Here is a 24,884-nt window from a genome sequence, read left to right on the forward strand (position 1 = left end):
TTGTCATGGCAATGAGAAAGCGGCACATCATGCTGCGCATTTTACGACCTTATGGACGCTAGCATGATCGTGCAATACAGGGAGATATCAGCTTGTTAATTACGGAGTGAGTTAATGTTTTCGGAACACCCAAATTGGACCAATAAGAAGAAACTGCAAATCTTCGAAAAAAGACGGTTTCTTCCCTTCTATTTTGTGACCAATGAACTGCAAGATCCACAGTACACCGAATAGGAGCATCGAAATATGCAGTACGGGCAGCGCCAATACCTCCAAAGACCATATCAGGCCGATGCACGCTAATGTATACCCTAACATCATCATAAAGACGCTGAGAGACAAACGAAAATAGAAAACCCATACCGGTATGACAGCAATCCAGACCCAGTTAAACTCGAAACCCAAGATGGAGATTTGAGGAATTGACCAAATTAGACCGACCACAGATAGGTAAATACCCGGAACTGCGATTGTGTGAATCTTTTGGTTGATGGGGTTTTGATGGCTCTCCCCATATTCTTTTAGCCATTCAGATAATGCTCGCATATCATTCCTACTTTTCCGCCTACTTATTCTTATATAGCTTGAGGATGGAAAAGGTGCGAATTTTTCTGTAATAGCTATTACTGACCAAGCAATGCTCGTTGCACTTTTGGTAGTTTGGCAACGACGAGAGTATAAGAGCGTTCACATAAATCCTGAATCAATCCATCTTCCACATCACCATTAAAATAAACCGTTATCCAGTGACGCTTATTTAGGTGATAACCAGGAGTGATGTCCGTAAACTGCGATGTTAAGACTTCTCCATCTTCTGGTTTTACTTTTACGCTGACATACTCCCGACCGTTTCTCTCTGCAATAATCGCAAACATTTTACCTTTGATTTTGTATACAAGCGCTTCTGGCCCAAATGGGAAATCACTCTCCGCACACATAAAGGTACTTAAATAACCTTCTAACTCTTTGCTTCTCATTCCGTCCCACCCTTCCTGTATCTTTTACTCAAACAAAGGCAATAGTAGTCTTAACGCCTGGTTAACCTGCGCTTTCTCATTGCCTTCTAAACCATGTAGCAGCGATTGCTGAACGTCCACATGCTCTAAGATCAACTTGTCAATTAAGGTTAAGCCCTTTTCAGTTAACTCAACGGTGACACTGCGTCTATCTTCTTTACTGTGTGTTCTGGTAATAAAGCCTTTCTTCTCGAGTTTATCTAATCGGTTCGTCATCGCGCCCGAAGTGAGCATCATCGAATCAATTAGCGCTGAGGGAGTAAGGCAATATGGTGAACCTGCTCGGCGAAGTGTCGCCAACACATCAAATTCACCCATCTTAAGATCGTACTTCTTATGTAGGTCAGCGACCCGACACTCCATGTGCTTAGCAATTCGCATTAGCCGACCCATAATTGCCATCGGTTCAGTGTCGAGCTCTGGCTTCTCCTTAGCCCACTGCTCTACCACTCTATCAATTGCGTCCATGGTTTCTCTCCAAACGTCATTTAATTTTTATTTTAACATAAAGATACTTTACAAAAAGTAACCTTACCGATATCTTTACAATTAATTATCTCAACGTAAAGATATTTAACATGAATATTTTGCTTGCAATGATCCCGGCTTTTTTTTGGGGGACAACTTATGCTGTTACTCAGTTTACGCTTCCGGACTGGCCTCCCGTTTTACTTGGTGCGCTAAGAGCATTGCCTGCGGGTCTTTTGCTCCTCGCAATAAAGCCATCTTTCCCGAAAAAGAGTGAATGGAAAGTGCTGCTTGTTTTAGGAACTATCAACATCGCTTGCTTCTTTGGTCTCATTTTTGTCATGGCGTTGACGCTTCCTTCTGCGATCTCAGGTGTCGGTATGGTATCAGTGCCCGTTTTTGCGATGCTGTTTGGCTGGGCAGTCTATAAGCGCCAGCCAAGCGCAATACAGGCAATAAGTGGAGCGACTTTGATTGCTTTGGCTTGGTTCTTATTTGATCCTAGTTCTATTTCGCTCAACCCTATGGGCTTGCTGGCGATGATCTCCGCCATCATGTGTATTGTGGTAGGCAGTAGCGTAACGAAGTCACTAGGAACGAAAATGCATTGGTGGACAGTATTAACATGGCAGCTCATTTTGGGTGGTGTGATTATGTCTGTCGCAACAAGCGTGCTGGCAATAAACAATCCAGAGCCATACGTTACAGCCATTCAAAACTTATCAATGACGAACACCCTTGGGCTGCTGTGGGTGATCATTCTGAACACTGCATTAGGCTACGGCATGTATGTTTGGCTATTGCAGCGTATGTCGGTCGTTGACTTTACTTTTGGTGGTATTGCCAACCCCGTTGCGGGCATTGTGTCAGGTTTGCTGCTATTAGGTGAGACTTTCACCCCTCTCCAATACAGCTTGATGCTAGGGATGATTGTTATGTCATTGCTCCCTCAATTGATCGCTTCATTAAAAACCAAAAAAGCCGCCCTTTCTTCCTAAGTAAAATCCTAACGCCCGATGCTAAAATCGGGCGTTCATATTCTCTGTAAACTCTGTTTGAATTCTAAGACTTCAACAGGTTTTTTATGGAACAGTGAACCCCAAAAGGTTCAGCAATAAAAAAGGTGCCGAAAGACACCTTTAATAATGAATACGCCCCATTATGCCTTGCTTTAAGTCATCACAAGGTTGTTAATAGGCTCTGGTTTAGCGTAGACATACCCTTGAATAAGGTAAATAGAATGCTGAGCCAAATACGCGACTTGAGCCTCGCTCTCTACACCTTCTGCAATCATCTCACATTCCGCTTTCTTTGCTGCCGAGACAATAGAATCCAACACTTTCAATTTTTGGTCATCAGAGCCTATTGGGTCGATGAACATCTTATCCACTTTCAAGCATCGGATACCCAGATCTTGCAAATAAAAAAAGCCGCCATACCCAGTCCCAAAATCGTCAATTTTGAACTTGTAGCCTTTATTCGCCAGATACAAAATCTCTTTTTTCGCTGCCTCTGTATCTTTTACAGGAATTCGCTCGGTCAACTCAAAATGCACTCTCTTCGGACATGGCCAATTCAGTTCTGACAGTAACTTAGTGAGTTCACCTGACTCTAAATGGGAAGAAACAATATTGATGCTGACCCACACATGCTCAGGTAACACACTAAGATCTTGTATGATTTTACGAATAAGCTGATTCGTCATTGGGACAATCAGACCACTTTCTTCTGCAGCGCCGATGAACATGTTTGGCGGCACCATACCATCACGGCGAGACCACCGAATCAGTGCTTCATACCCCACTGTCGCACCATCACGGCTATCGACAATCGCTTGGTAGTAAGGGACAAATTCCGCATTATTAATCCCATTCTGGATCAAACCTTTGATAGACTTTCTCAAGCTCTTACTGGACACATATACAAACGCAAAAGCCAGCCCCATAAGCACACTGACTAGGCCTCCCCATAGAAAGACTCTTTCCTGAGCATAGCTCTTCAGTTTCTCGCCACTGTGTATTTTGATGAGCATATTAGCTTGAGAATCAGCCGAGAAGAATAACTCCTTTGAAACTGCCGCTTCTTCTGCTGCAATGGCTGGTTTTCCTCGACTTATTGTTAAATCTCCAAATACAGGCTCATCATATATAAACTCGACGAACAAACAGTCTTCACAAGGCGTTTTGATCACTTCTTTAACCCAACTATTATCGAGAACCCAGACAACTTCGACATGTTCATTTTCATAAATGACCATCCACTCAACTTGATCTTGGTGTTCCGGTAAAATAAGTGATGCAAAAAAGTTTTCGCCAAGCTGAAATCGTTGCGCATTGGATAAATGAGATACTTCACGACCAATCGTGGAGCATGTTTTACCGTCATTCGTTTCCATCGCAATAAAACGGATGTAACGATTATAAAAACGTGGGTCGCGTAATGTTCTAACATCACTATTACTGCACGTGAAATCTAACTGCGCAACCTGCTTTACAATCGCCTCATCCAAATACATGGATCGTTGGTGTAAATAATCGACATAGGTGTCTATTTTAGTCTCTTTGATATAGCTGATGTAAAAATTGGCTATTGAATTAAAAGCCACAACAAAAACTGCAATGGGAACTAAGCCAAGCAAAATGGCATTTCTTGTTATCTTTGTAATCAAAGTTCCTCCTAACGTTCAGCCAAACAACTTAAATTAAAGAGTGACATGAACACTATCTCACGTTCACACACCAAAAAGTGAGGATCGAATCTCAATAAGAAGTATAGAAGAGCAAGGCTTGCCACAGAAAAATGAGAGTACTGCTGCATATCCAAGATAGCAACTCTCTTGAGTGAGACTTACCGACGATAATCGCGAGAAAAGAGGGGGTTATGCTCAACATAACCAATGTATAAAACGACTTTTTTGCCATCCAATGACTCGCCACAGTCACTAACTTTCTAATTGACCTTTGAAGGCACTAGCAACACACTGCATGATAAAATAGGAAAAGCTACTTAGAGCTTTTTACCAGCATTACAGGCTTATCGACCAGGGAGGGTCATGAAATGAAATTAGCTCAATTAAATATTGCGCTTGCTAAATATCCTTTGGATGCACCAGAAATTAAAGAGTTCGTAGACAATTTGGACTTAATTAATGGTATAGCTGAAGAAAGTGAAGGCTTTATTTGGCGTCTAAAAGACGACTCCGGTGATGCAACAAACATTAAATTATTTGATGACCCGAACATGATTGTAAACATGTCTATTTGGGAAAGTACTGACTCACTTAAAAACTTTATGTTTCGTACCGGTCATAGAGATTTCATGCGCCGAAAAAGCGAATGGTTTCATCGTTTAGCGGTGGATAGCTATGTTCTGTGGTGGGTAGAAGACGGTTATATACCAACACCACAAGAAGCCTTGTTACGCCTTCAGCATTTGCGCGAAAACGGAGATACGCCATTTGCTTTCACATTTAAAACAAACTTTACAGAAGCAGATCTTGTGTAAAGTACACGTATGCCAAAGAATCGGCGTTCAAATTTACACTGACTATAAGGTTAATTGGTGTGAATCACTGTCAGTTCTACCGACTTACTCGGAAAGGCGGGCAAGTGAACGCATAAAATGCGTTCACTTGGTTTATCGTTAATAGGGTGTTCTATTTCAGAAATAAAGTTCATTCGTGCTAAATTTACGGTACCATGCACAATTGACCAAATTGTAGTTATTCATGATTATACCAACTAAGACTCCCTCTCCCCTGCCCTCTGATGTATCTTGCTCTAACTGTAAGGCTTGTTGTTGCCGTCTCGAGGTTATGATTATTTCTGATACTGGCGTACCTGAAGAGTTTATTGCGCGTGACCAGTATGGAGGCGAAACAATGATGCGGCTAAATGATGGTTGGTGTGCAGCTTTAGACAGAGACACATTAATGTGTACGATTTACGAAAATAGGCCTTGGATTTGCCGCGAATTCGAAATGGGCTCCAATGAATGTTTAGATGAGCGAGTTAAATTCTTGTAAAACCACTCAAATTTACACTGATGGCAATGCGGAGTATTTGTAGAGGGTGTACAAAGGAAAAATAAGGTGTTTAAATCTGAGTATCAACAAATTATGGATACAAAAAAGCCCACCGTTTGGTGGGCTTTTTCTAAAATTTGGTGGGTCCGGGCGAACTCGAATCGCCGACCCCTACCATGTCAAGGTAGTACTCTAACCAACTGAGCTACGGACCCAAATTTTTTATGTTCCTATCCATTCAATTCAGAATGGTGCGTCCGAGTGGACTCGAACCACCGACCCCCGCCATGTCAAGGCGATACTCTAACCAGCTGAGCTACGGACGCATTTCTCTGGAACGACGAGGATATTAGCTATAAGCGAACGACGGTGCAAGCACAAATTTACCAACTTTGAACCGTTTGGCGAAAATGTAAACTCAACACGCGTTTTCAGATGATTTTATCGACAAGGACTGAGCCTGCTGGGTTTAAAAGTGTGATCTATATAACTTTTATTATCTCACTTAATTGTCGTAAGGCACTTCACTGAGCATCCAAATCTGTAAGGTTTGCGATACCTTAGGGCAAGTACCAAACAAAATCTGATATTTAGGTTTAAATGGTTCGCCGATATAGGTTGTACGGATCAACTCTCCTGTTTTGACGTCCACTTGAGTGCTCACCCTGCCTTTGAAGTTTTGAAATATAACAAACTGCTCACTGTGGTAAACCATTTGCTCTCGGTAAAACAAGAAATGATCTTGGGGTGTCTCCGTTAACTCACACTCCAGTGGTTTCAAATTAGGTATCGCACTAACATTAGATGCGATGAACAACGCTGACAAAATCCATCCGTATCGCATATGGCTTCCCTATTCTGCACTCTTTTTCAAAGTATAGGTCTTGCCTTGAGGACTGATACAAAAAAGGCTTTGATTGTCTCGAATCAAAGCCTCATCAGTTTTGCTGTTCAACTGTCGTCTTTAGTCGTCCGACTCAAACACCACATTGTAATTCTCGGTGTAAGTACAATTTGGTTGGCGGCTGCAAGTAAAGAAGCGTCGACCTTTGAATTCACCTTGGCTTGCGGTTTTAATGATCATCGGACTGCCACATTTTTTACAAAAGCGCACTTCTTTATCGGGCTCAATCAAATCAATGTGTGCTGCAAGCAAACGACGTAATCGCCCAACTTGATAACTGTGCTTTATCGAAGCGCCGATTAAAGGTAGGTTTGCCGTCTTACAAACATGGATCAGTAACTTTTGTCTTTCTACCTTGCCCTTGCTTAACTCTTGCCCGTTATCCAATTCAAAGATCACACGCGGCTCTAGCGTCCTAGGATCACAAATAACGTAATCAAAATAACTTCGAGATATGCGATTGTTCGCGACAAAAAACTGCTTCTTATTTTTGATTTCTTTTGGCGTAACCAAACTGGACATGTTTACTTTCGCGAATACTACGGCATGCTCCCCTACCGCCGCTCTTAACGCATTATAGAACGCACCCTCTTGACCTCTGAGCAGAGGACCTTTCGAGCGATAAGGATAATCACGCGTGTCGTCGTGCTTAATCACGTACTTTTGAATAACAAAGAAGAATAAAACCAGAAGAACAACAATGATAAAAATGTTGGTCATAAATAAAGTGCATCCAAAACAACTCGTTGCTCAAAGCGTAAATGGAAATGCTATGCAGAGCAACAAAACCTCGCAATTTTGAGGAGCCACTACTATAGCGTGATACAGAAAATTTGACTCCCCAATAAAAACGAGCCAATCACACACTTGGATTGGCTCGTTTAAATTTTTGTTAATACATTATGATGCTAAGAATCAACTATTAGCGTCTGGCTGATTCTCTGGCATCGCATCAATAAAAGCAGGCATTTGATTGCATGACTGCACAACCGCGTTAATGGTTGGATAAAGAGAAGTATCTACACCAAAGCGTTGTGCGTTATAAAATTGTGGTACCAGACAAATATCGACAATAGATGGCGAGCTTGTCAGGCTAAACTTACAATCACCATTTAGTTTACGATGCTTCTGAAGTTTCTCTTCTAATGCTGCAAAACCTTTGTGGATCCAGTGATGAATCCAAGCGACTTTGCGCTCTGGCTCGCAAGCTAACTCCCCCTCTAAATACTGTAGAACTCTTAAGTTATTCAGAGGATGAATCTCCATTGCAATATCCTGAGCCAAAGCCAGTGCTTGATATCGAAGTGGTGTTTGCTCGGGGATCACAGTGACATCCGGATAGTGTTCTTCTAAGTATTGAATGATGGCCAGTGACTGGGTTAACTGAACCTCCCCATCCACCAGCACAGGAACCAGTTCAGAAGCGTTTAACTCATGATACTCGTCACTGTGTTGTTCACCACCATTGCGCACCAAGTGTACCGATTTTGAATCATACGATAACTCTTTAAGATTCAAACAAATACGCACACGATACGCCGCTGAAGACCGCCAATATCCGTACAAAACCATGCTATCGCTCATATCGTCTCCCAACTGGCGCTCTTAATGCTTGAGATATTGGCTAACTTGTTGGTCAATCGAACCAAAGATGTTGTTGCCATCCGCATCGAACATTTCCAATCTGATTGAATCTCCAAACGACATGAAGTTAGTCGACGGTTTACCATCACGAATGGTTTCAATCATGCGAACTTCCGCGATACATGAATAGCCAACACCACCCTCCTCAATCGAAGTGCCATGTTCGGTGCCTTGCTTATTAGATACCGTGCCAGAACCTATAATCGCCCCAGCAGATAGCGGGCGCGTTTTAGTCGCATGAACAATTAAGTCTGCAAAATCAAACGTCATATCGATACCCGCATTTGGGCGACCAAACGGCTTGTGGTTGTATGTCGAGACCAGTGGTAAATGCACTTTGTTTTCGTACCACGCATCGCCTAGTTCGTCAGGTGTTACTGCCACAGGAGAAAACGCAGAAGAAGGTTTAGATTGGAAAAAGCCAAACCCTTTGGCTAACTCTGCGGGAATTAGTCCACGCAGTGAGACATCATTCACCAGCATGATCAAACGAATCGACTCCTGAGCCTCTGCAACACTTGCGCCCATTGGTACGTCACCAGTTACCACAGCAACTTCGCCTTCGAAATCAATACCCCATTCATCACTGGCAAACTCGATGTTGTCACAAGGACCAATAAAGGCATCAGAGCCTCCTTGGTACATCAGCGGATCCGTCCAAAAACTCTCTGGCATTTCAGCGCCGCGAGCCTTTCGAACCAACTCAACGTGGTTTACGTAAGCACTGCCATCAGCCCACTGATAAGCGCGAGGAAGCGGCGACTCACAGTAGTGCGCTTCAAACTCTTCATACCCTGCGACCATACCGTTGTTCAGTGCGACGTACAGCTCTTCCAGTTGCGGTGCTAGCGCATCCCAGTTATCAAGCGCAACCTGCATCGTCGCTGCCAAATTCATTGGGTGGAAAATTTCTGTCGCAGGTACGCAGCGCGTTAAGTCTTTACTCACGACCATCAACAAACCGTCACGAGTGCCATTTTTCTTGGTTGCTAATTTCATCCTTGCCTCTTACTTCTCTTGCCAGCTATAGACGTATTCTTTGTTTTCTACTTTTTCCAGTTCATCCGAGAACTGAAGCGCGTGGCGCGTATCTATCATCACCGCGACTTCGTCGGTAAAAGTCTTCTTATGCTCTCGCCCTGCTTTGAAAGCTCTCGGGTGAGGACCATGTGTAAAACCTGCTGGATGGAATGTCACCATACCCGCTTCAATGTTGTCACGACTAAAGAAGTCACCTGCATGGTAGAACAAGACTTCGTCATAATCGTCATTGTTGTGATAGAACGGTACTTTGAGCGCTCCGGGATCACTTTCAATCGGACGAGGAACAAAGGTGCACACCACAAATCCTGCTCCTACAAATGTAGTATGTGCAGAAGGCGGTAAGTGGTAACGATGTGACATAAGTGGACGAATATCACGCCAGTTCACTTTTACTACCGCCAAATCACCATGCCAGCCAATCGCATCCAACGGGTTGAATGGGTAAGTGATAACACTGACTTTATCGTGGCGTTTCACCTGAACCTGTGTTTGATTCTCAGAATATTGATCACGGAACTGATCGTTGATCGACGGCGTTTCCAAAACCGCTGGATCAAACACCGCGTGGTTTCCAACCATGCCTTTTTCGGGCAATGTATAGGCCGCATCGGTGTTTTCGATCATCAAAATGAACATCGGCTCGCTTGGCTCTAAACGCCAGCTCGTCGAGCGTGGGATCATAACATAATCCCCTTCGCTCACTTTCAAATGACCATAATCACAATACAGATCTGCCGTACCTTGGTGGATGAATAGCAGTTCGTCGCCATCCGCATTTCTCACCAAGAAGTCCATTTTTTCATCCATACGCCAAACACGAACTTTACAATTCGCGTTGTGTAATAGATGCGGGACTGCCCAAGGGGTAATATGGCTGGCTTTCTCGACTAAATTAAAATCGAACGCTCGTGGACGTAGCTCGCCCTCCCACTCAGACCATCCCGTTGGGGCATGTTGATGATGAAAATGTGTTGCGGGGCCGAAGAAGCCACTTCGACCTGCCTCACGTTCATAAATTGCCTCTTCCGGGAAGTCAGCATGCGCTTGTTTAGAGCACACTCCCTCCCGGTGAGGGAATGTGATCCATTTATGCATCGCTCAATACTCCTCGGCGAATTTGGTCTTCTTCTATCGATTCAAACAACGCTTTGAAGTTACCCTCGCCAAAGCCTTCATTGCCTTTACGTTGGATGATTTCGAAGAACACAGGGCCGATAACGGTTTGAGTAAAGATTTGTAGCAAGATGCCATCTTTCGTTGGCGCGCCATCAATAAGAATCTGTAAATCACGAAGCTTGCTTACATCTTCACCGTGGCCTTCAACACGCTGATCGACTTTCTCGTAATAAGTATCTGGCGTTGGCATAAAGTCCATGCCTCGCTCACGCAAGGTTTTGACCGTTTCGTAGATGTCGTCAGTGGTCAATGCAATGTGTTGAATACCTTCGCCATTGTATTCACGGATAAACTCTTCAATCTGTGATTTATCATCTGACGACTCATTGATAGGAATTCGGATTTTGCCGCAAGGTGCGGTCATCGCACGGCTGACAAGACCAGTCAGCTTACCTTCGATATCGAAATAACGAATTTCGCGGAAGTTACCAATGCGCTCATAGAAACCAGACCAGACATCCATGTTGCCTTGCTTAACGTTGTGCGTTAAGTGGTCGATTTCGTAAAGACCAACATTCGCTTTTGATAAACGCTCATCAGCATCATCATAAAAACGAAAATCGACATCATAGATGCTCTGCTTTCCATAACGATCGACAAAATAAAGCAAGCTTTCACCGATGCCATAAATAGCAGGAATGCTAAGCTCCATCGGCCCAATTTCCGTTTTATATTCTTTACCGCCATTCTCTAACGCATGCGCCAGAGCAACGGTGGCGTCTTTCACACGAAATGCCATGCCACAAACCGACGGACCGTGAACTTTGGCGAATCCCTCAGCTTGGCTATGCGGCTGCGCATTCACAATAAAGCTAATGTCACCTTGTCGATATAACCACGCTTCTTTTGAGCGATGCTTTGCGATTTCCGCAAAACCTAACGATATAAACAGATCTTTAAGCTGTTGAATGCCTTTGTTGTCAGCAGCGGTATATTCAACAAACTCAAATCCGTCTGTTCCTAGTGGGTTATATGCATCAACCATGACTTTCTCCTTGTCTCAGTAGCTTTTGTTTGGACTTATTTTTCTAACTTGGCGCAGGTCTTGAGAAATTGGAATACGTGGGGAGAAATCTTTATCTTGGCGATTTTTACGCACAATTGTAAAATGTATGTTACACAGAAAAAACGCATCGAATCCACTTTCGTAAACATCAAACAAAATGCTTATTTTCAATATATTAGATTGATATTTTCGGCTTTACGCCAACACACAAAATGTAAACAAGTTGTTACTTTGGCATTTTATCTTGGCAACGTAGCTCAAAAAGTAAAAGGAGATGGAAAGTCTATTGCACCCTATCTCTATCCGATTTATTCATTTGATCCTGCAAAACATCAAAAGTAATGTTTCGTGACGCTTCATACAGTTCGAAAGGCTCATCGGTCAGAATCGTGTCATGGATACTCCTTTATTGATTCACCTCAGTTTTATTCAAAAGTAACTGTGCCATAAGTGGTGCTCTGTTCCCTATCGAGCCGAGCCACAAGGCTTCACGCTCGATCAGAAAAAGAGACATCTAATGACACACATCAATCAAGAACGCCTAGTTGAACACTTTTGCCAACTAGTACGTATCGACAGCGAATCAAAAAACGAAAAACAAATTGCAGAAACACTGGCAGAACAGCTAGGCGAGCTAGGCTTTACCGTGCACAAGCTTCCAGTGCCTGAGCATATTTCTAACGGTTTTAACGTGTACGCCCGTTTAGACGGCAAAAAAGACGGCTCTATCCTAATGAGCTGTCATATGGATACGGTCACTCCAGGTATTGGCATTGAGCCAATCATCGAAGACGGCGTTATCCGTTCAGAAGGCAATACGATTCTTGGTGGCGATGATAAATCTGGTATTGCTGCCATCATGGAAGCCGTTCGTTGTATTCAAGCGGAAAACCTTGAGCACAAAACGTTAGAGCTTGCTTTCACCGTGTATGAAGAAGGCGGTTTATTCGGTTCACAATACTTCGATATGTCACACGTCACTTCAACGGAAGCAATCGTGTTAGATACGGGTGGTCCTATTGGCACTATTGTGACCGCAGCCCCAGGCCAGCAAAAAATCGTGGCAACAATCAAAGGTCGACCAGCACATGCAGGGCTTGCGCCAGAAGAAGGCATCAGTGCGATCATGGTGGCGGCAAATGCCATCAACCAAATGAAGCTGCTTCGCATCGACGAAGAAACGACAGCCAACATCGGTGTAGTGAATGGCGGTCAGGCCACAAACATTGTCATGCCTGAATTAAAAATCGTGGCAGAAGCACGCTCCCTGAATGGCAATAAACTAGATGCTCAGGTCAATCATATGATCTCAACATTAGAGTCTGTCTGTGAAAAACACGGTGCAGAAGTCGACATTGAATCTAGCCGAGCCTACGATGCATTTGTTATTGAAGAAAACCACCCACACGTTAGCGCTATAAAAGCGGCGTTTGCAGAGTTGGGAATTGAGGCTTTCACAAAAGGCACTGGCGGCGGTAGCGATGCTAACAACTTTAACAAGAAAGGTCTCACAACGGTCAATCTTTCAACTGGCATGGCAAAAGTACACACGACAGAAGAGTTTATCGCGGTAAGTGATATGGTCAAAATCACTGAGTTCGTAAAACATTTCCTAGTCAGTTAACGTCGTACCTTTTGAAGAACAGACGAACTACCCTCCCCTTTTAGCGCGCTTGAAGGGGATTTTTTATTTGCGCGAAACAAAGCCTACCCCGTAATGCGGACTTAGTGCCGGCTCCATATCAATCCCCCAGCTCACTTTTTGAGACCAAATAGCCCAACATTTGGCACCCTGTTACAACATTGTTAAAACTCGATTGTGTGGACAATTTATACAATATACATTTCTAGCATCTTTCAGGATGAAAAGAGTGAGACAAGGATGAAATTACCTAAGTTGCTTTTGTTAGCGTCGATGATGAGTCCAATACTGGCAACATCAAGCTATGCCGCGCCGTATCCCGCAGGTGTGACCCTCGATGAGACACAAGAAATTACGCTAAACAATGGGGCTGAAGTTACTTCTATTGACCCAGCCAAGCAAGCCGCAGAGCCCGCTTTTAATCTCGGTCGAGACCTGTTTGAAGGTCTGGTCATTCAAGATAAGCAAGGTAAAACCATTCCTGGTGTTGCTGAGTCTTGGTCAGTCAATGACAACAATACGGTTTATACCTTCCACTTACGTGATGCAAAATGGTCAAATGGCGAAACGGTCACTGCACAAGATTTTGTCTACAGCTGGCAACGCTTACTGAATCCAAGCACTGCTTCACCGTACGCTTGGTTTGCCGCCATTCCAAATATCGAAAACTCGCAAGCCATTATGAAGGGCGAATCCGATCCTGAGTCCTTGGGCGTGAAGGCGCTGGATGAAAAAACGTTCCAGGTAACACTCGAAGCGCCTATTCCCTTCTTTACGAAACTATTAAGTCATCCCGTGCTTGCACCCGTTCATAAAGCGACCGTAGAAAAACATGGCAACCGCTGGACCCAGCCTGAGCATATCGTTACAAATGGTGCGTTTACTGTCTCTGAATGGAAAGTTAACGAAAAAATGGTGATGGTTAAAAACCCACATTACTGGGACGCAAGCAATGTAGTGCTGGAAAAAGTCACCTGGCTACCAATTGGTGATGCAAACGTAGTGCTAAACCGCTACCTAGCCGGTGAGATAGACCAAGCGGTTTCCATTCCTGCTGCTCAGAAGAAAAAGTTAATTCAACAACGCCCACAAGAAGTGGCAAGCACCAGTGCGTCTCTTGGCTCCACATTCTATTACCTCAACACTCAACAAGGACCAACAAAAGACGTGCGGGTCCGTAAAGCCCTCTCATATGCCATTGACCGTCAACTGTTAACGAGTGCTATCTTGAGAAACGGTGGGGTTCCAATGTATACCCTTGTGCCACCTCAAACAGATGGTTTTAAATCTCACACTCCTGAGTTCGCAACTTGGAACCGTCATAAACGTATCGAAAAAGCGCAGCAATTACTGTCAGAAGCTGGATACGATAAAAGCAATCCGCTTAAGTTGACGTTTACCGTACCAACTTTCTCGATGGACGTAAAAATGGCAACGACCATGGCAGGTATGTGGAAAAGCCGTTTGGGTGCGCAAGTCACAATAAAACAGCTAGAACCGAAAGTGTTCTACGCACTTAAAGAGCCGACCGACATTACTCGCGGCGGCTGGACGGCCGACTACAATGAAGCCTCTACGTGGTTAGATATCTTTGTTTCTAATGGCGAGTACAACGATTCTCGTTATACCAACCCGCAATACGACGAGTTAATGGCTCGCTCAAAGACCATGAGCAATCCATCAGAACTGTATCTACAAGCAGAAAGCATGCTGATTGAAGACATGGCCATTATTCCTATTTATCGTCCGGGTAACGATCAATACCTCATCAAGCCTTATGTGGGCGGCTACGAACTGACAAACCCTGAGTCGTCGTACTACCGCAAGAATGTCTATGTGAAAGCCCACTAAAAGCATGTTTTCGGTCTGAGTCGGCAAGTTCAATGTTTACTTGTCGTTCCTCATATCTCTCGGTGGAGAAGGCAACCTGAGCTCAGACCATTTTTATTCATAACCGTTCGAAGTGATTTCGGATGACCAAAGGATGATGGATCATGATTTGGTACATTGTTAAGCGATTAGCTATCGCTATCCCCACGCTTCTATTCATCGCACTCGTATCATTTTGGCTGATGCACATTGCACCAGGGGGACCATTTGATATGGAACGGCCTATGCCAGAAGTGGTACGTGCGAATATCGAAGCAAAATTCCATTTGGACCAGCCCTTCCTTACTCAGTTTTGGATTTACATTGGTAATTTCATACAAGGAGATCTCGGTCCGAGCTTCGTTTATCAAGACTTCAGTGTTACACAGCTCGTCGCACAATCATGGCCAGTTTCAGCAGTATTAGGAGTACTCTCTTTTTGTATCTCCGTTCCACTTGGCATGTTACTTGGCACCATTGCGGCATTGAACCGAAATAGCCGCCTAGATTACGGCCTGATGACACTTTCGATGACTGGAGTTGTGGTTCCGGCTTTCGTGCTTGCTCCAGTTTTAGTCATGATCTTCGCTATTCAGCTCGGCTGGTTCCCTGCTGGTGGTTGGGAAGGAGGAAAGCTGGCTTTTCTTGTTCTTCCCGTGCTCAGCCTGGCGATTGGTTCCATTGCGAGTATTGCACGCGTCATGCGTGGCGCAATGATTGAAACGCTCAACCAGCCATACATTCGAACGGCAAAGGCCAAAGGTTTGTCCACAACCTACATTTTATTCCATCACGCTTTGCGACCATCCTTGATTCCCGTCGTTGCAATGCTCGGCCCTGCGTTTGTGTCTGTCGTGACAGGCTCGGTGATTATCGACATTTTCTTTGGTACAGGTGGCATGGGACAACACTTTGTGTCTGGGGCTCTCAACCGCGACTACGGCCTAGTAATGGGTATTACTCTGATTGTCGCTTCACTCACTATCTTCTTTAACCTTGTGGTCGACTTGCTATATACGATTATCGACCCTCGTATACGCGTTTAGGAGTCCGGCATGTTAACGATCAAAAAACTGGATACACAAGCTCTTCAAGATCAAGTCGTCGACAATATTGAAGCCGTCGAAGGTCGCAGTCTTTGGCAGGATGCATGGACTCGATTTCGTAAAAACAGAGCCGCGATGACATCAGTGTATGTTTTGGCGTTCATTACCTTATGCATCACCTTCGGCCCCTCTCTTGCCGCTTTTGGCCATGATGAAATTGACTGGGAAGTGCTCATCGATCCATACGAGCTAGGGAAACCTTCACTGAGCAGTGGTCATTACTTTGGTACCGATGATCTCGGGCAAGATGTCTTTGCTCGCACGATGCAAGGCGGCAGGCTCTCTATTTTGGTAGGTTTTGTTGGCGCCTTAGTCGCCGTTGTTATTGGTACGATTTGGGGAAGTATTTCCGGCTATCTTGGCGGCGTTGTCGATAGCGTAATGATGCGCATTATTGAGGTGCTCGATTCGGTGCCATTTATGTTTATGGTTATCCTGTTTGTTACCCTTTTTGGCAACAACATCTACCTGATTTTTATCGTGATCGGAATGGTATCTTGGCTGGGCATTGCCCGTGTTGTACGTGGTGTCACCTTCGGTCTCAAAAAGCGAGAATTCATCGAAGCCGCACACTCTATTGGGGTTTCTAAATTGACAATTGTCCGACGCCATGTTCTGCCTAATGTGCTTGGTATCGTGATGGTTTATTCCTCCCTAATGGTGCCTGGATTCATTATGTTCGAATCGTTTTTAAGCTTCTTAGGGCTTGGTGTTCAACCACCGGATACAAGCTGGGGGATCCTGATTTCCGAAGGCGCAAAAACGATTGACGTTGCATTGTGGATGCTGCTTTTTCCCTCTCTGTTTTTAGTTGCCACCCTCTTTTGTTTTAACTTCATCGGTGATGGCTTGCGTGATGCTCTTGACCCGAAAGACCGATAAGGACAAACCCATGCTATCTATTGAAAACATGAACGTGCGCTTCGATACGCCAGATGGGCAAGTGCAAGCGGTCAGTAATCTCTCCTACTCGATTAAAGCAGGCGAAACTCTTGGGATTGTTGGTGAGTCAGGTTCGGGAAAAAGCCAGTCTGTCTTCGCGTTAATGGGGTTAACCGCGGATAACGGCGCCGTGTCTGGCAGCGCGATGTTCCACGATGATGATTTACTCGCGATGTCGAAAAAGCAGCTCAACCGCATCCGTGCAGAGAAAATCGGAATGATCTTTCAAGATCCGATGACGTCACTCAATCCATTCATGAAAATTGGCAAACAGCTTTGTGAAGTTCTCATGATTCATAAAGGAATGACCCGAAAACAAGCAAAAGTTGAATCGATTCACATGTTGGATGCGGTGCGTATTCCCTCTCCCGAAACTCGGATGAACCAATACCCTCACGAATTATCTGGCGGAATGCGTCAGCGAATCATGATAGCGATGGCGTTGTTGTGTAAGCCCGAGTTATTAATTGCAGACGAACCAACCACCGCGTTAGATGTGACCGTTCAGGCTCAAATTTTGACGCTATTACGAGACTTACAACAAGAGTTCAACACGGCAATTTTACTGATCACTCACGATATGGGCGTCGTCGCCGAGATGTGTGATCGCGTATTGGTCATGTATGGTGGTCAAAAAATGGAGCAATCAGATACCGAGACATTGTTCGCTCAACCTGCGCACCCCTACACTCAAGGCCTGCTAAAGGCGATTCCTTCCATCACTGAAGATATGCCACGTTTACCAACCATCCCAGGTAACCCACCAAGTGCGTTGATTAACCATCAAGGGTGTCCGTTTAGAGAGCGGTGCGAGCATCGAGAGACGCGTTGCCAATACGAAACCCCACGGTTTTCTCCATTAAACACGAGCCAGTCCATTGCCTGTCACGTTAACGCACCCAGTGTTATCACTCCTATTCAAATAAAAGCTTAAGGAGGCGTTATGAATAAAAAAGAAGTCCTCATGTCTGCTCGTGATTTAAACGTCCACTTTCCTGTGTCGCGTCACCTTATTCCAAGTCGACGTAAAATCGTGAAAGCGGTCAATGGTATCGACTTAGATGTTTATCGAGGTGAAACACTTGGCATTGTGGGGGAATCAGGCTGCGGAAAATCAACGCTTGCACGCGCCTTACTTCGCTTAATTGAACCTACACATGGCGAGTTGACTTGGAAAGGTCAAGACATGCTCGGGTTTAGTAAAAAAGAGCTTTCCTCTCGACGTAGAGAATTTCAGATGGTGTTTCAAGACCCATCCGCTTGTTTGAATCCGAGATTAACCATCTCAGAATGCATCGCCGAACCACTGCTCACCCACGAGCCGCAACTTAAACGGGCAGAGGTAGAAAAGCGTGTCATCGCTATGATGGATAAAGTGGGTCTCTTGGCGAGCCAGCGAAACCGCTATCCACATGAATTTTCCGGAGGTCAATGCCAGCGTGTGGGCATTGCCAGAGCGTTAATTCTCAATCCAGATTTGGTCGTGTGTGATGAACCTGTTAGTGCGCTAGATGTCTCCATACAAGCTCAGGTCATCAATCTTCTAGATGATCTTAAACAAGAAATGGGGTTAACACTGGTAATGATTGCGCACGACTTAAGCGTGGTGCGCCACATCAGCGACCGCGTTATGGTGATGTATCTTGGTAAACCTATGGAAGTAGGACGTTACGATAAAGTATTTGATGATGCACAACACCCCTACACCAAAGCACTGTTATCTGCTGTCCCGATAGCTAATCCGCAATTAGCACGTGACCGTGAAATACAACTATTGCCCGGCGATCTTCCTTCTCCACTTAACCCACCGAGCGGTTGCGTTTTTCGTACTCGATGCCCAGAAGCCACAGAAGTATGCGGGCAACAGAACCCAATAAAAACAGGCTCCGAGCAGCATCATATCTATTGCTCAAATATGACTTTAGGAACCATTTAATGAACAATACTAACTCAGTAAACCAACGCCTTACGTTATTGCGTGAGGCAATGTCCTTTCACAACGTGTCTGCATATATCGTAACCAACAATGACCCACATAACAGTGAATACTCAGCGGATCATTGGTTAGCGCGAAGCTGGATTTCAGGTTTTACCGGCTCAGCAGGCGATGTCGTCATTACCCAACAAGGTGGTGGCCTGTGGACTGATGGTCGTTACTATATTCAAGCTGAAGAACAGTTACACGGGACAGGACTTGAACTGTTTAAAGCCAAACAACCAGAAACGCCTACAATTGCCAAATGGCTGGCTACCACACTCCCAGAAAACAGTATTGTCGCGGTTGACGGGCGCGCCATCAGTTACGCTTTTTATCAAGGCCTCAAACAAGCCTTTGAAGCGAAAAACATTAAGATCATTCTCGACCTGGATTTACTCGCACCGATTTGGCTTGAAAGACCACCTCGCCCAAGTGCCCCCGTATTCGAGCACCCCACCGCTTTTGCTGGCGTTGACACAGAAAATAAGTTAGCGAGAATCCGTTCTTGGTTAACCGAGAACCAAGTAGATAGCTTATTCGTGTCAACGCTAGATGATGTCATGTGGACAATGAATATTCGAGGTGGTGATACGAATTACTGCCCAGTTTCTGAAGCCTATCTAATCGTAGAGCAATCACTTGCGACACTGTTTATTGATAAGGCCAAACTGCCTCAAGACGTTGAAAGAGCGCTGACCGAGCAGAGTGTACACATTCGCCATTACAACTACGTAAGTCAGTATTTGAATCAGCAATGTGAGGGATTATCGCTCGCTTTTAGCCCGACCCACACAGACAGCTTATTGGTGAGTTCGATTGAACGGAATGTGAATCTGAAGCCAATGGCTTGCCCTGTAACGGCAATGAAGGCCATAAAAAATGCAACCGAGCTAACTAGCCTAGAACAGGCATTAACAGATGATGGTGTGGCAATCGTAAGGTTTATGAACTGGCTAGAAGAGCAAGTTCCAAGCGGACTCGTTACAGAATTATCTGCTGAGGCACAACTGAATCACTATCGCCGTCAAACCCGACATTATGTAAGTGACAGTTTCCGCACTATCGCAGGCTTCGCAGCTCACGGGGCAAAAATGCATTATGCCGCCGATGAAGAGAGTAATGCGGCGGTCAATGAAAGCAACTTCTTTCTCGTCGACTCTGGTGGCCAATACCTTGGCGGGACAACAGACATCACCCGTACTTTCCACTTCGGGTCACCGACCATTAAGCAGCGCAAAGATTATACCTTGGTGCTCAAAGCGGTCATCCGACTGACTCAGACTCGATTCATGAAAGGCTCAACGGGTGCTAATCTTGATATCATGGCGCGCGGCGTCTTATGGCAACGTGGTATTGATTACAAGTGCGGCACTGGACACGGCGTAGGCATTTGCTTGAATGTTCACGAAGGCCCACAAAATTTCTCGCAAAGCCACCACGAGGTTGAACTAAAACCGGGTATGGTCATTACTAATGAACCAGGCGTTTATCGCGAAGGTGAGTACGGAGTAAGAATAGAGAACATTCTTAAAGTTGTAGAAGTAGAACAAAATGAGTTCGGCACGTTTTACGGTTTTGAGACCATCACTCTTGCTCCAATTGCGACCAACGCCCTTGATTTATCAATGCTAGATCAAGCAGAGCTAGACTGGCTCAATCATTACCATTCACGTGTCTATCAGGCGCTTAGCCCTTTTCTTGATGCGCAAGATAAAAACTGGCTGCAAAGCACAACCCAACTTATTGAGAAATAGGATATAAGCCAGTTTTATAACGTTTTCATTTTCATCTCAAACTCCTTGTTTGCCAGCCTTCGGGCTGGTTTTTTTATAGAGATAACGGCGTAAAAACAAAAACGCCCCGCGATGTTAGCGAGGCGCTCCACTTAGTTTAAATGACGTAGTTAAATTGCCCTACTGACGACACTTCTGAACATCAAAATCAACGACGATGGCGGCATTCTCAAAGTCACCAGAGACTTTAACGTAGCCCCAGTAGTTACTCTGATTTGACAACGTAATACACTCTCCATTACCAATATTATCTGACCATCCGTGAAGATTAGTATCATCCGGCCAACCAGAGTTACTGTATTCAAGCTTTAGGTTGCCCGTACCATTCCCCGTCGTTATCGCCAGGTTTGAGCTCTCATTCACCGCTGGCACGCTTAGCCAAATGGTTTGTTGATTTGCCAAGCAAACTGGCTCTCCTGCTGTTAAGCGCCCACCGCTTACTTTACTTTGCACCGCGCAGTCTTGTGGCAATGTGTCATTACCGCCCAACGCTGAGATAACAACAGTATGAGTGGCGGTTGCCGTCAAGCCTTCACTGTCTGTCACACTTAGGCTGACCGAATACTCCCCTTCACTCCCATATTGGTGCGTCGGCTTGGTTTGTGTACTTGTCGAGCCATCACCGAAGTCCCATAAGACGCTGACGATCTTCCCGTTTGGGTCTGCACTGTTTTCACTGCTAAATGTAATGCTTTCACCGACTTTCCCCTTGTTGTTTGCGGTTATGACTGCATTAGGTGCACCATTTGAGACAAGGGCTTGCTGCCACTGCTCAAACTCACTTTGATATAAATTCGCCCATTGGGTGATCGTTGCTTTGTAATTGCTCCAATTCCCTTGGCGTGTTTCCACCAGCATTTGGTTTACGTCATCTTTATGATTTTCAAACATAAAACGTACAGCTAAGTACCCCCAACGATAAATTCGATCGACATCAAACCCATCATAAGTAGTCTCGAAAATCTCACTTAAGGTATACGTCGAGCCGTCTAAAATCGTCTCAAGTGCTGCTTGGTTGTCATTTTCTTGAGCGACATATTCTGCAATGCCTTCACTCCACCACACTATTTTTTCAGTTGGATGACTAAACCCTCCATAGAGATCAAATCGACCATCTAAGTAATGCACGTATTCGTGCTCTAGGTTCCAGACAAAGTGATCCGCGTTCGCATAAGAGGCTTCATAAGCAATAAAGTTGGGAATATTCCCCGGCTGGGAAGGGTCGCCCTCCAAGTACATACCGCCATTGTCAGTACTAATATCGAAAATTGGCCCTGCGTACTTACCATAATCAGTGCTTGAATCGAAGATATTGACTTGGAGCTGAGTGTTGTGGTCGTCTTTTACTGGCTGTTCACCAGTTTCTAATGACTGATGAAAGTAACCCTCTTCGTAGCCCATTTTAGAACATGCGGCCGCGTGTTGCTCTTGCGTCATATTCTGAGACAAAATTCGGATTGTCGGGCTACAAGTATAAGTTTGCGATAGCACCAAGCCTTTTAGCTCAGTTTCGAAATTACAAATTCCGAACTCACTACAATCTGCGTAATATGAGGCGGTGTCCGCCGCCGCAAGCCAAACCGCGTCACCCCGACCATACATTTCATACTGTTCAAAGATTCGACTCAGCTGACTCTTCACAACAGAACTCGCGTTACCCGTATACTTGGTCAGACGCCCGAGCTCTCGCCCCGCATTCGCGGCCATAAACTCATCTTCAGCACCGATTGATGACGCCCTTAGAGCAAAATCGCCTAAAGCTTTGGCAAGGTCCGTTTGGTTGCCAATTATTTGCACAAATTGCTCGTTCCACTGCCCACCAAACAAAATAGTGAAAACACCGTTAACCGCATTGCGCATATACCAGTGCTGGGCGTATTGATCATTCCAACGAGTAAGCCACTGGGTCACTTGCGGTAAGTACGCGTGCTGCAAGCCCGCACTATCCATAGTGATGATGACCTCACTAAGCACTTTGCCGTGACGGTCGCTGTTCTCGTAGAAGCTTGCGTTGTTAACAAACGCATCCACTGATTCTTTCACCGCTGGGGTGACCCATTCAATAAATGAGATGTTGTCATTGTAAAACTCGGCGTAATAACCCGCGCGTAAGTATAAGAACAACGTTTCTAGTTCATCGCTCCCGCCACCCGTATACCCCTTCGCCAACGTCGTAGTGTGCTTAGCGATGTTGTACATATGATCGGAGCTAAATACCGACTCTTGAATCCGACTTTCAGCAGAGAATAACTGGTTCACACACGTCGCGCCCTGACTTAAAATTTCGCTGATCAATTGGTTACTACTTTCGGTAATCAATGCCTCCAAATCACAAGCAGTGCTCGACTCATCAAGGCTTTCAAGTGACTGTACTCGAGTTACCTTAGAGGGCTGAATTGGGAGAGTTGCGGTTGGTTGGTATTCAACTCGATTGGATTCAACACCGTGTGTATGAGCCGAATGTGCATGTTGCTCTGTAACTTGAGAAACTGGCTCGCTTAACGCAAATACGCCAGTGCTGGTTAATGTTGTCGCAATCGCGACACTCAAAATCTTCAGTTCCATCTAATTTCTTCTATATTGAGTTTTCCTTAGATGCATTACGTCTTTTGCATCGCCACTGCCCTTATTACTGCAAGAGCATCTCCATATAATCTACTCGCAAGACAAGAAGAAACATTTTGTTAACAACCGAATGTGGCGGTATCAGTTTTTGGTACTCGAGTTGCCGTTGCACGAGCTTGCCAGAAATCGATTTGCTTTAGTAATATTGATCAACTAGTTGTTTATCTTTCCATTCAAATATCTTTTATTGCTCCTCACAAAAGCTATAAAATGGTTTCTTTTCTTTTTGCTAAACAACTCCTATGACCGACGCTGATATTGAGCTACAACACCTTTGGTTAGAAGTCCAAACCGAACGCTGGCAAAATCTGCCACGCTTTTTATTCAGTTACTACTGCTACAAGCACAACCTTGTCAGTAAAACCAACAAAGTTTGCTGGGAGACGGCACGTGCAAACCTGCCCGCTTCAACATCAATAAAAGAGCGAAAAAAGGCGGTGGTTGAACCGTTAGTCTCTGAGGAAACCGTCGTTGGGTTATTGAAAACCATCAGCAAAGATGGAGAAATGACGTTTGACGTGATGGTAACCACACTTAATACGTTTTTGCACTATGTTGTGATTAGCAAGGAAGAAAAAGCGCAACTTAAATCAAACATGCCAGCTATTTGGTATCAGCAATCGAACAAGTCGCCTTTGGCACGTTTCGAGCAAGCTGGCATTAAGCTACAAGAGTGATATGTCAGTCATCGATGACGACAAACACAAAAGAAAAGCGCCTACAATGAGGCGCATTTGATCAAAAATTGAGGTGTCCCTAAACAAAAGTGCAAAGTGACCAACAAAGAAAAAGTCTGGTCATTCTTGAATGCCTCGAATGCGTACATTACGTCTACGTAAAACTTCTAATGTCACGAGCAAACACACCGACATAAAAATCAGCAACGTAGCGACCGCCAATATGGTCGGACTAATTTGCTCTCGAATTCCTGACCACATCTGCCTCGGAACGGTTTTTTGTTCTGCTCCAGTCAGGAATAACGCCACCACAACCTCGTCGAACGAAGTGCCAAAAGCAAACAAACCGCCTGAAATCATCCCCGGACGAATCAGCGGAAAGGTAATGTGTCTGAAAGTATAAACAGGGTTTGCTCCTAAGCTAGCCGCCGCTTTTACCAGGCTATGATCAAAGCCGCTTAAGGTCGCAGTAACGGTAATGACAACAAAAGGCGTACCTAACGCGGCGTGTGCCAAAATGACGCCTAGATAAGTTTGTGATAAGCCAAGACGTGTGTAGAAAAAGTACATCGCAGCAGCAGAGATAATGACTGGTACGATCATAGGTGAGATCAACAGCGCCATAATGGTATTGCGAAAAGGCAAATTACTACTGGCTAAACCCAACGCCGCCAGAGTTCCTAGCCCTGTTGCAACGAGTGTCGCCATAAAAGCAATGAACGTGCTGTTTTTCAGCGCCAACAGCCACTGATCACTAGTAAACATTTCTTGATACCAGCGAGTAGAATACGCTGCCGAATCAAGGTTTAGCATCCCCTCGGTAAAAGTAAAGTAAGGCGTTGCATTAAACGATAACGGGATGATGGTCAGAATTGGAGCGATTAAAAAGAACAGCACCAACCCACAAAAAACTAAGTAACCTGCGTAAGCGACTCGCTCTACTTTTGATGCATAGTTTGGTAATGCCATG

At 44.8% G+C, this 24,884-nt stretch carries 23 protein-coding genes and 2 tRNA genes; 11 read left to right on the forward strand and 14 right to left on the reverse strand.

From position 1 onward, the window contains the following. Positions 1–111: 111 nt before the first annotated feature. The 3 genes from F7Y48_RS00925 to F7Y48_RS00935 all read right to left on the reverse strand — a co-directional run bounded on the left by F7Y48_RS00925 (position 112) and on the right by F7Y48_RS00935 (position 1,484). Positions 112–546: a DUF962 domain-containing protein gene (locus F7Y48_RS00925; RefSeq protein ID WP_012841889.1), complete on the reverse strand. Its 435-nt coding sequence runs from the start codon at positions 544–546 to the stop codon at positions 112–114. Between the two features lie 77 nt (positions 547–623). Then, positions 624–977, reverse strand: coding sequence for an MmcQ/YjbR family DNA-binding protein (locus F7Y48_RS00930; protein ID WP_005393450.1), 354 nt, complete (start codon positions 975–977; stop codon positions 624–626). Positions 978–1,001: 24 nt separating this feature from the next. Next, positions 1,002–1,484: a MarR family winged helix-turn-helix transcriptional regulator gene (locus F7Y48_RS00935; RefSeq protein ID WP_005393451.1), complete on the reverse strand. Its 483-nt coding sequence runs from the start codon at positions 1,482–1,484 to the stop codon at positions 1,002–1,004. 110 nt (positions 1,485–1,594) lie between these two features. On the opposite strand from F7Y48_RS00935, the gene F7Y48_RS00940 reads away from it, so the two are divergent. Next, positions 1,595–2,482: a DMT family transporter gene (locus F7Y48_RS00940; protein ID WP_005393452.1), complete on the forward strand. Its 888-nt coding sequence runs from the start codon at positions 1,595–1,597 to the stop codon at positions 2,480–2,482. 173 nt (positions 2,483–2,655) lie between these two features. Here the strand turns inward: F7Y48_RS00940 and F7Y48_RS00945 are convergent, their stop codons facing one another. Further along, positions 2,656–4,152, reverse strand: coding sequence for an EAL domain-containing protein (locus F7Y48_RS00945; RefSeq protein ID WP_258507944.1), 1,497 nt, complete (start codon positions 4,150–4,152; stop codon positions 2,656–2,658). A gap of 389 nt (positions 4,153–4,541) precedes the next feature. Here F7Y48_RS00945 and F7Y48_RS00950 point away from each other — a divergent pair, with 389 nt between their 5' ends. Further along, complete coding sequence (locus F7Y48_RS00950) at positions 4,542–4,988, forward strand: DUF3291 domain-containing protein (protein WP_104974183.1); 447 nt, start codon at positions 4,542–4,544, stop codon at positions 4,986–4,988. Between the two features lie 223 nt (positions 4,989–5,211). Beyond that, the gene (locus F7Y48_RS00955) at positions 5,212–5,508 is read left to right on the forward strand and encodes a YkgJ family cysteine cluster protein (protein ID WP_074191235.1); all 297 of its coding nucleotides are present in this window, start codon (positions 5,212–5,214) and stop codon (positions 5,506–5,508) included. A gap of 138 nt (positions 5,509–5,646) precedes the next feature. Here F7Y48_RS00955 and F7Y48_RS00960 read toward each other — a convergent pair. The 8 genes from F7Y48_RS00960 to hppD form a co-directional block, all read right to left on the reverse strand. Beyond that, positions 5,647–5,723: transfer RNA gene (locus tag F7Y48_RS00960), tRNA-Val, on the reverse strand. Between the two features lie 34 nt (positions 5,724–5,757). Beyond that, a tRNA-Val gene (locus F7Y48_RS00965) sits at positions 5,758–5,834 on the reverse strand. Between the two features lie 179 nt (positions 5,835–6,013). After that, entirely contained in the window at positions 6,014–6,352 is a 339-nt protein-coding gene (locus tag F7Y48_RS00970) for a hypothetical protein (protein ID WP_005377830.1), read from the reverse strand. A gap of 120 nt (positions 6,353–6,472) precedes the next feature. Beyond that, a complete protein-coding gene (locus tag F7Y48_RS00975; RefSeq protein ID WP_316679705.1) occupies positions 6,473–7,132 on the reverse strand; it encodes a DUF2726 domain-containing protein in 660 nt (219 codons plus the stop codon). A gap of 195 nt (positions 7,133–7,327) precedes the next feature. Next, positions 7,328–7,996: a maleylacetoacetate isomerase gene (maiA, locus tag F7Y48_RS00980; RefSeq protein ID WP_182018882.1), complete on the reverse strand. Its 669-nt coding sequence runs from the start codon at positions 7,994–7,996 to the stop codon at positions 7,328–7,330. Positions 7,997–8,017: 21 nt separating this feature from the next. Beyond that, positions 8,018–9,055 (reverse strand): fumarylacetoacetate hydrolase family protein, encoded by a 1,038-nt coding sequence (locus tag F7Y48_RS00985; RefSeq protein WP_316679706.1) that lies wholly within the window; start codon positions 9,053–9,055, stop codon positions 8,018–8,020. Positions 9,056–9,064: 9 nt separating this feature from the next. Beyond that, entirely contained in the window at positions 9,065–10,195 is a 1,131-nt protein-coding gene (locus F7Y48_RS00990) for a homogentisate 1,2-dioxygenase (protein ID WP_258507945.1), read from the reverse strand. Next, positions 10,188–11,261: a 4-hydroxyphenylpyruvate dioxygenase gene (hppD, locus tag F7Y48_RS00995; protein WP_005377835.1), complete on the reverse strand. Its 1,074-nt coding sequence runs from the start codon at positions 11,259–11,261 to the stop codon at positions 10,188–10,190. The genes F7Y48_RS00990 and hppD overlap by 8 nt, the downstream gene beginning before the upstream one ends. A gap of 538 nt (positions 11,262–11,799) precedes the next feature. On the opposite strand from hppD, the gene F7Y48_RS01000 reads away from it, so the two are divergent. The 7 genes from F7Y48_RS01000 to F7Y48_RS01030 all read left to right on the forward strand — a co-directional run bounded on the left by F7Y48_RS01000 (position 11,800) and on the right by F7Y48_RS01030 (position 20,573). Continuing rightward, positions 11,800–12,906, forward strand: coding sequence for a M20/M25/M40 family metallo-hydrolase (locus F7Y48_RS01000; protein WP_053807328.1), 1,107 nt, complete (start codon positions 11,800–11,802; stop codon positions 12,904–12,906). 258 nt (positions 12,907–13,164) lie between these two features. After that, entirely contained in the window at positions 13,165–14,775 is a 1,611-nt protein-coding gene (locus F7Y48_RS01005; protein ID WP_053807327.1) for a peptide ABC transporter substrate-binding protein, read from the forward strand. Between the two features lie 143 nt (positions 14,776–14,918). Beyond that, entirely contained in the window at positions 14,919–15,839 is a 921-nt protein-coding gene (oppB, locus tag F7Y48_RS01010; RefSeq protein ID WP_005377838.1) for an oligopeptide ABC transporter permease OppB, read from the forward strand. A 9-nt stretch (positions 15,840–15,848) separates the two neighbouring features. Continuing rightward, positions 15,849–16,781 carry an ABC transporter permease subunit gene (locus F7Y48_RS01015; RefSeq protein ID WP_005377839.1) on the forward strand — a complete coding sequence of 311 codons (933 nt, stop codon included), beginning with the start codon at positions 15,849–15,851 and terminating at the stop codon, positions 16,779–16,781. A gap of 10 nt (positions 16,782–16,791) precedes the next feature. Then, the gene (locus F7Y48_RS01020; RefSeq protein ID WP_258507946.1) at positions 16,792–17,775 is read left to right on the forward strand and encodes an ABC transporter ATP-binding protein; all 984 of its coding nucleotides are present in this window, start codon (positions 16,792–16,794) and stop codon (positions 17,773–17,775) included. A gap of 9 nt (positions 17,776–17,784) precedes the next feature. Next, the gene (locus tag F7Y48_RS01025; RefSeq protein WP_053306923.1) at positions 17,785–18,777 is read left to right on the forward strand and encodes an ABC transporter ATP-binding protein; all 993 of its coding nucleotides are present in this window, start codon (positions 17,785–17,787) and stop codon (positions 18,775–18,777) included. After that, on the forward strand, positions 18,777–20,573 hold the full coding sequence (locus tag F7Y48_RS01030) for an aminopeptidase P family protein (protein WP_258507948.1): 1,797 nt from the start codon (positions 18,777–18,779) through the stop codon (positions 20,571–20,573). Before F7Y48_RS01025 ends, F7Y48_RS01030 begins: the two co-directional genes overlap by 1 nt. 159 nt (positions 20,574–20,732) lie before the next feature. Here F7Y48_RS01030 and F7Y48_RS01035 read toward each other — a convergent pair whose 3' ends face one another. Then, positions 20,733–23,177, reverse strand: coding sequence for a collagenase (locus F7Y48_RS01035; protein ID WP_316679707.1), 2,445 nt, complete (start codon positions 23,175–23,177; stop codon positions 20,733–20,735). A gap of 302 nt (positions 23,178–23,479) precedes the next feature. Here F7Y48_RS01035 and F7Y48_RS01040 point away from each other — a divergent pair, with 302 nt between their 5' ends. Beyond that, positions 23,480–23,914 carry a hypothetical protein gene (locus F7Y48_RS01040; protein WP_258507950.1) on the forward strand — a complete coding sequence of 145 codons (435 nt, stop codon included), beginning with the start codon at positions 23,480–23,482 and terminating at the stop codon, positions 23,912–23,914. Between the two features lie 120 nt (positions 23,915–24,034). Here the strand turns inward: F7Y48_RS01040 and F7Y48_RS01045 are convergent, their stop codons facing one another. After that, positions 24,035–24,883: an ABC transporter permease gene (locus tag F7Y48_RS01045; protein WP_005393492.1), complete on the reverse strand. Its 849-nt coding sequence runs from the start codon at positions 24,881–24,883 to the stop codon at positions 24,035–24,037. Between the last annotated feature and the right edge of the window lies 1 nt (position 24,884).

This window comes from Vibrio sp. 2-1-2a, from assembly GCF_032648565.1.
In the GTDB taxonomy this organism is placed as follows: Bacteria; Pseudomonadota; Gammaproteobacteria; order Enterobacterales; family Vibrionaceae; genus Vibrio; species Vibrio diabolicus.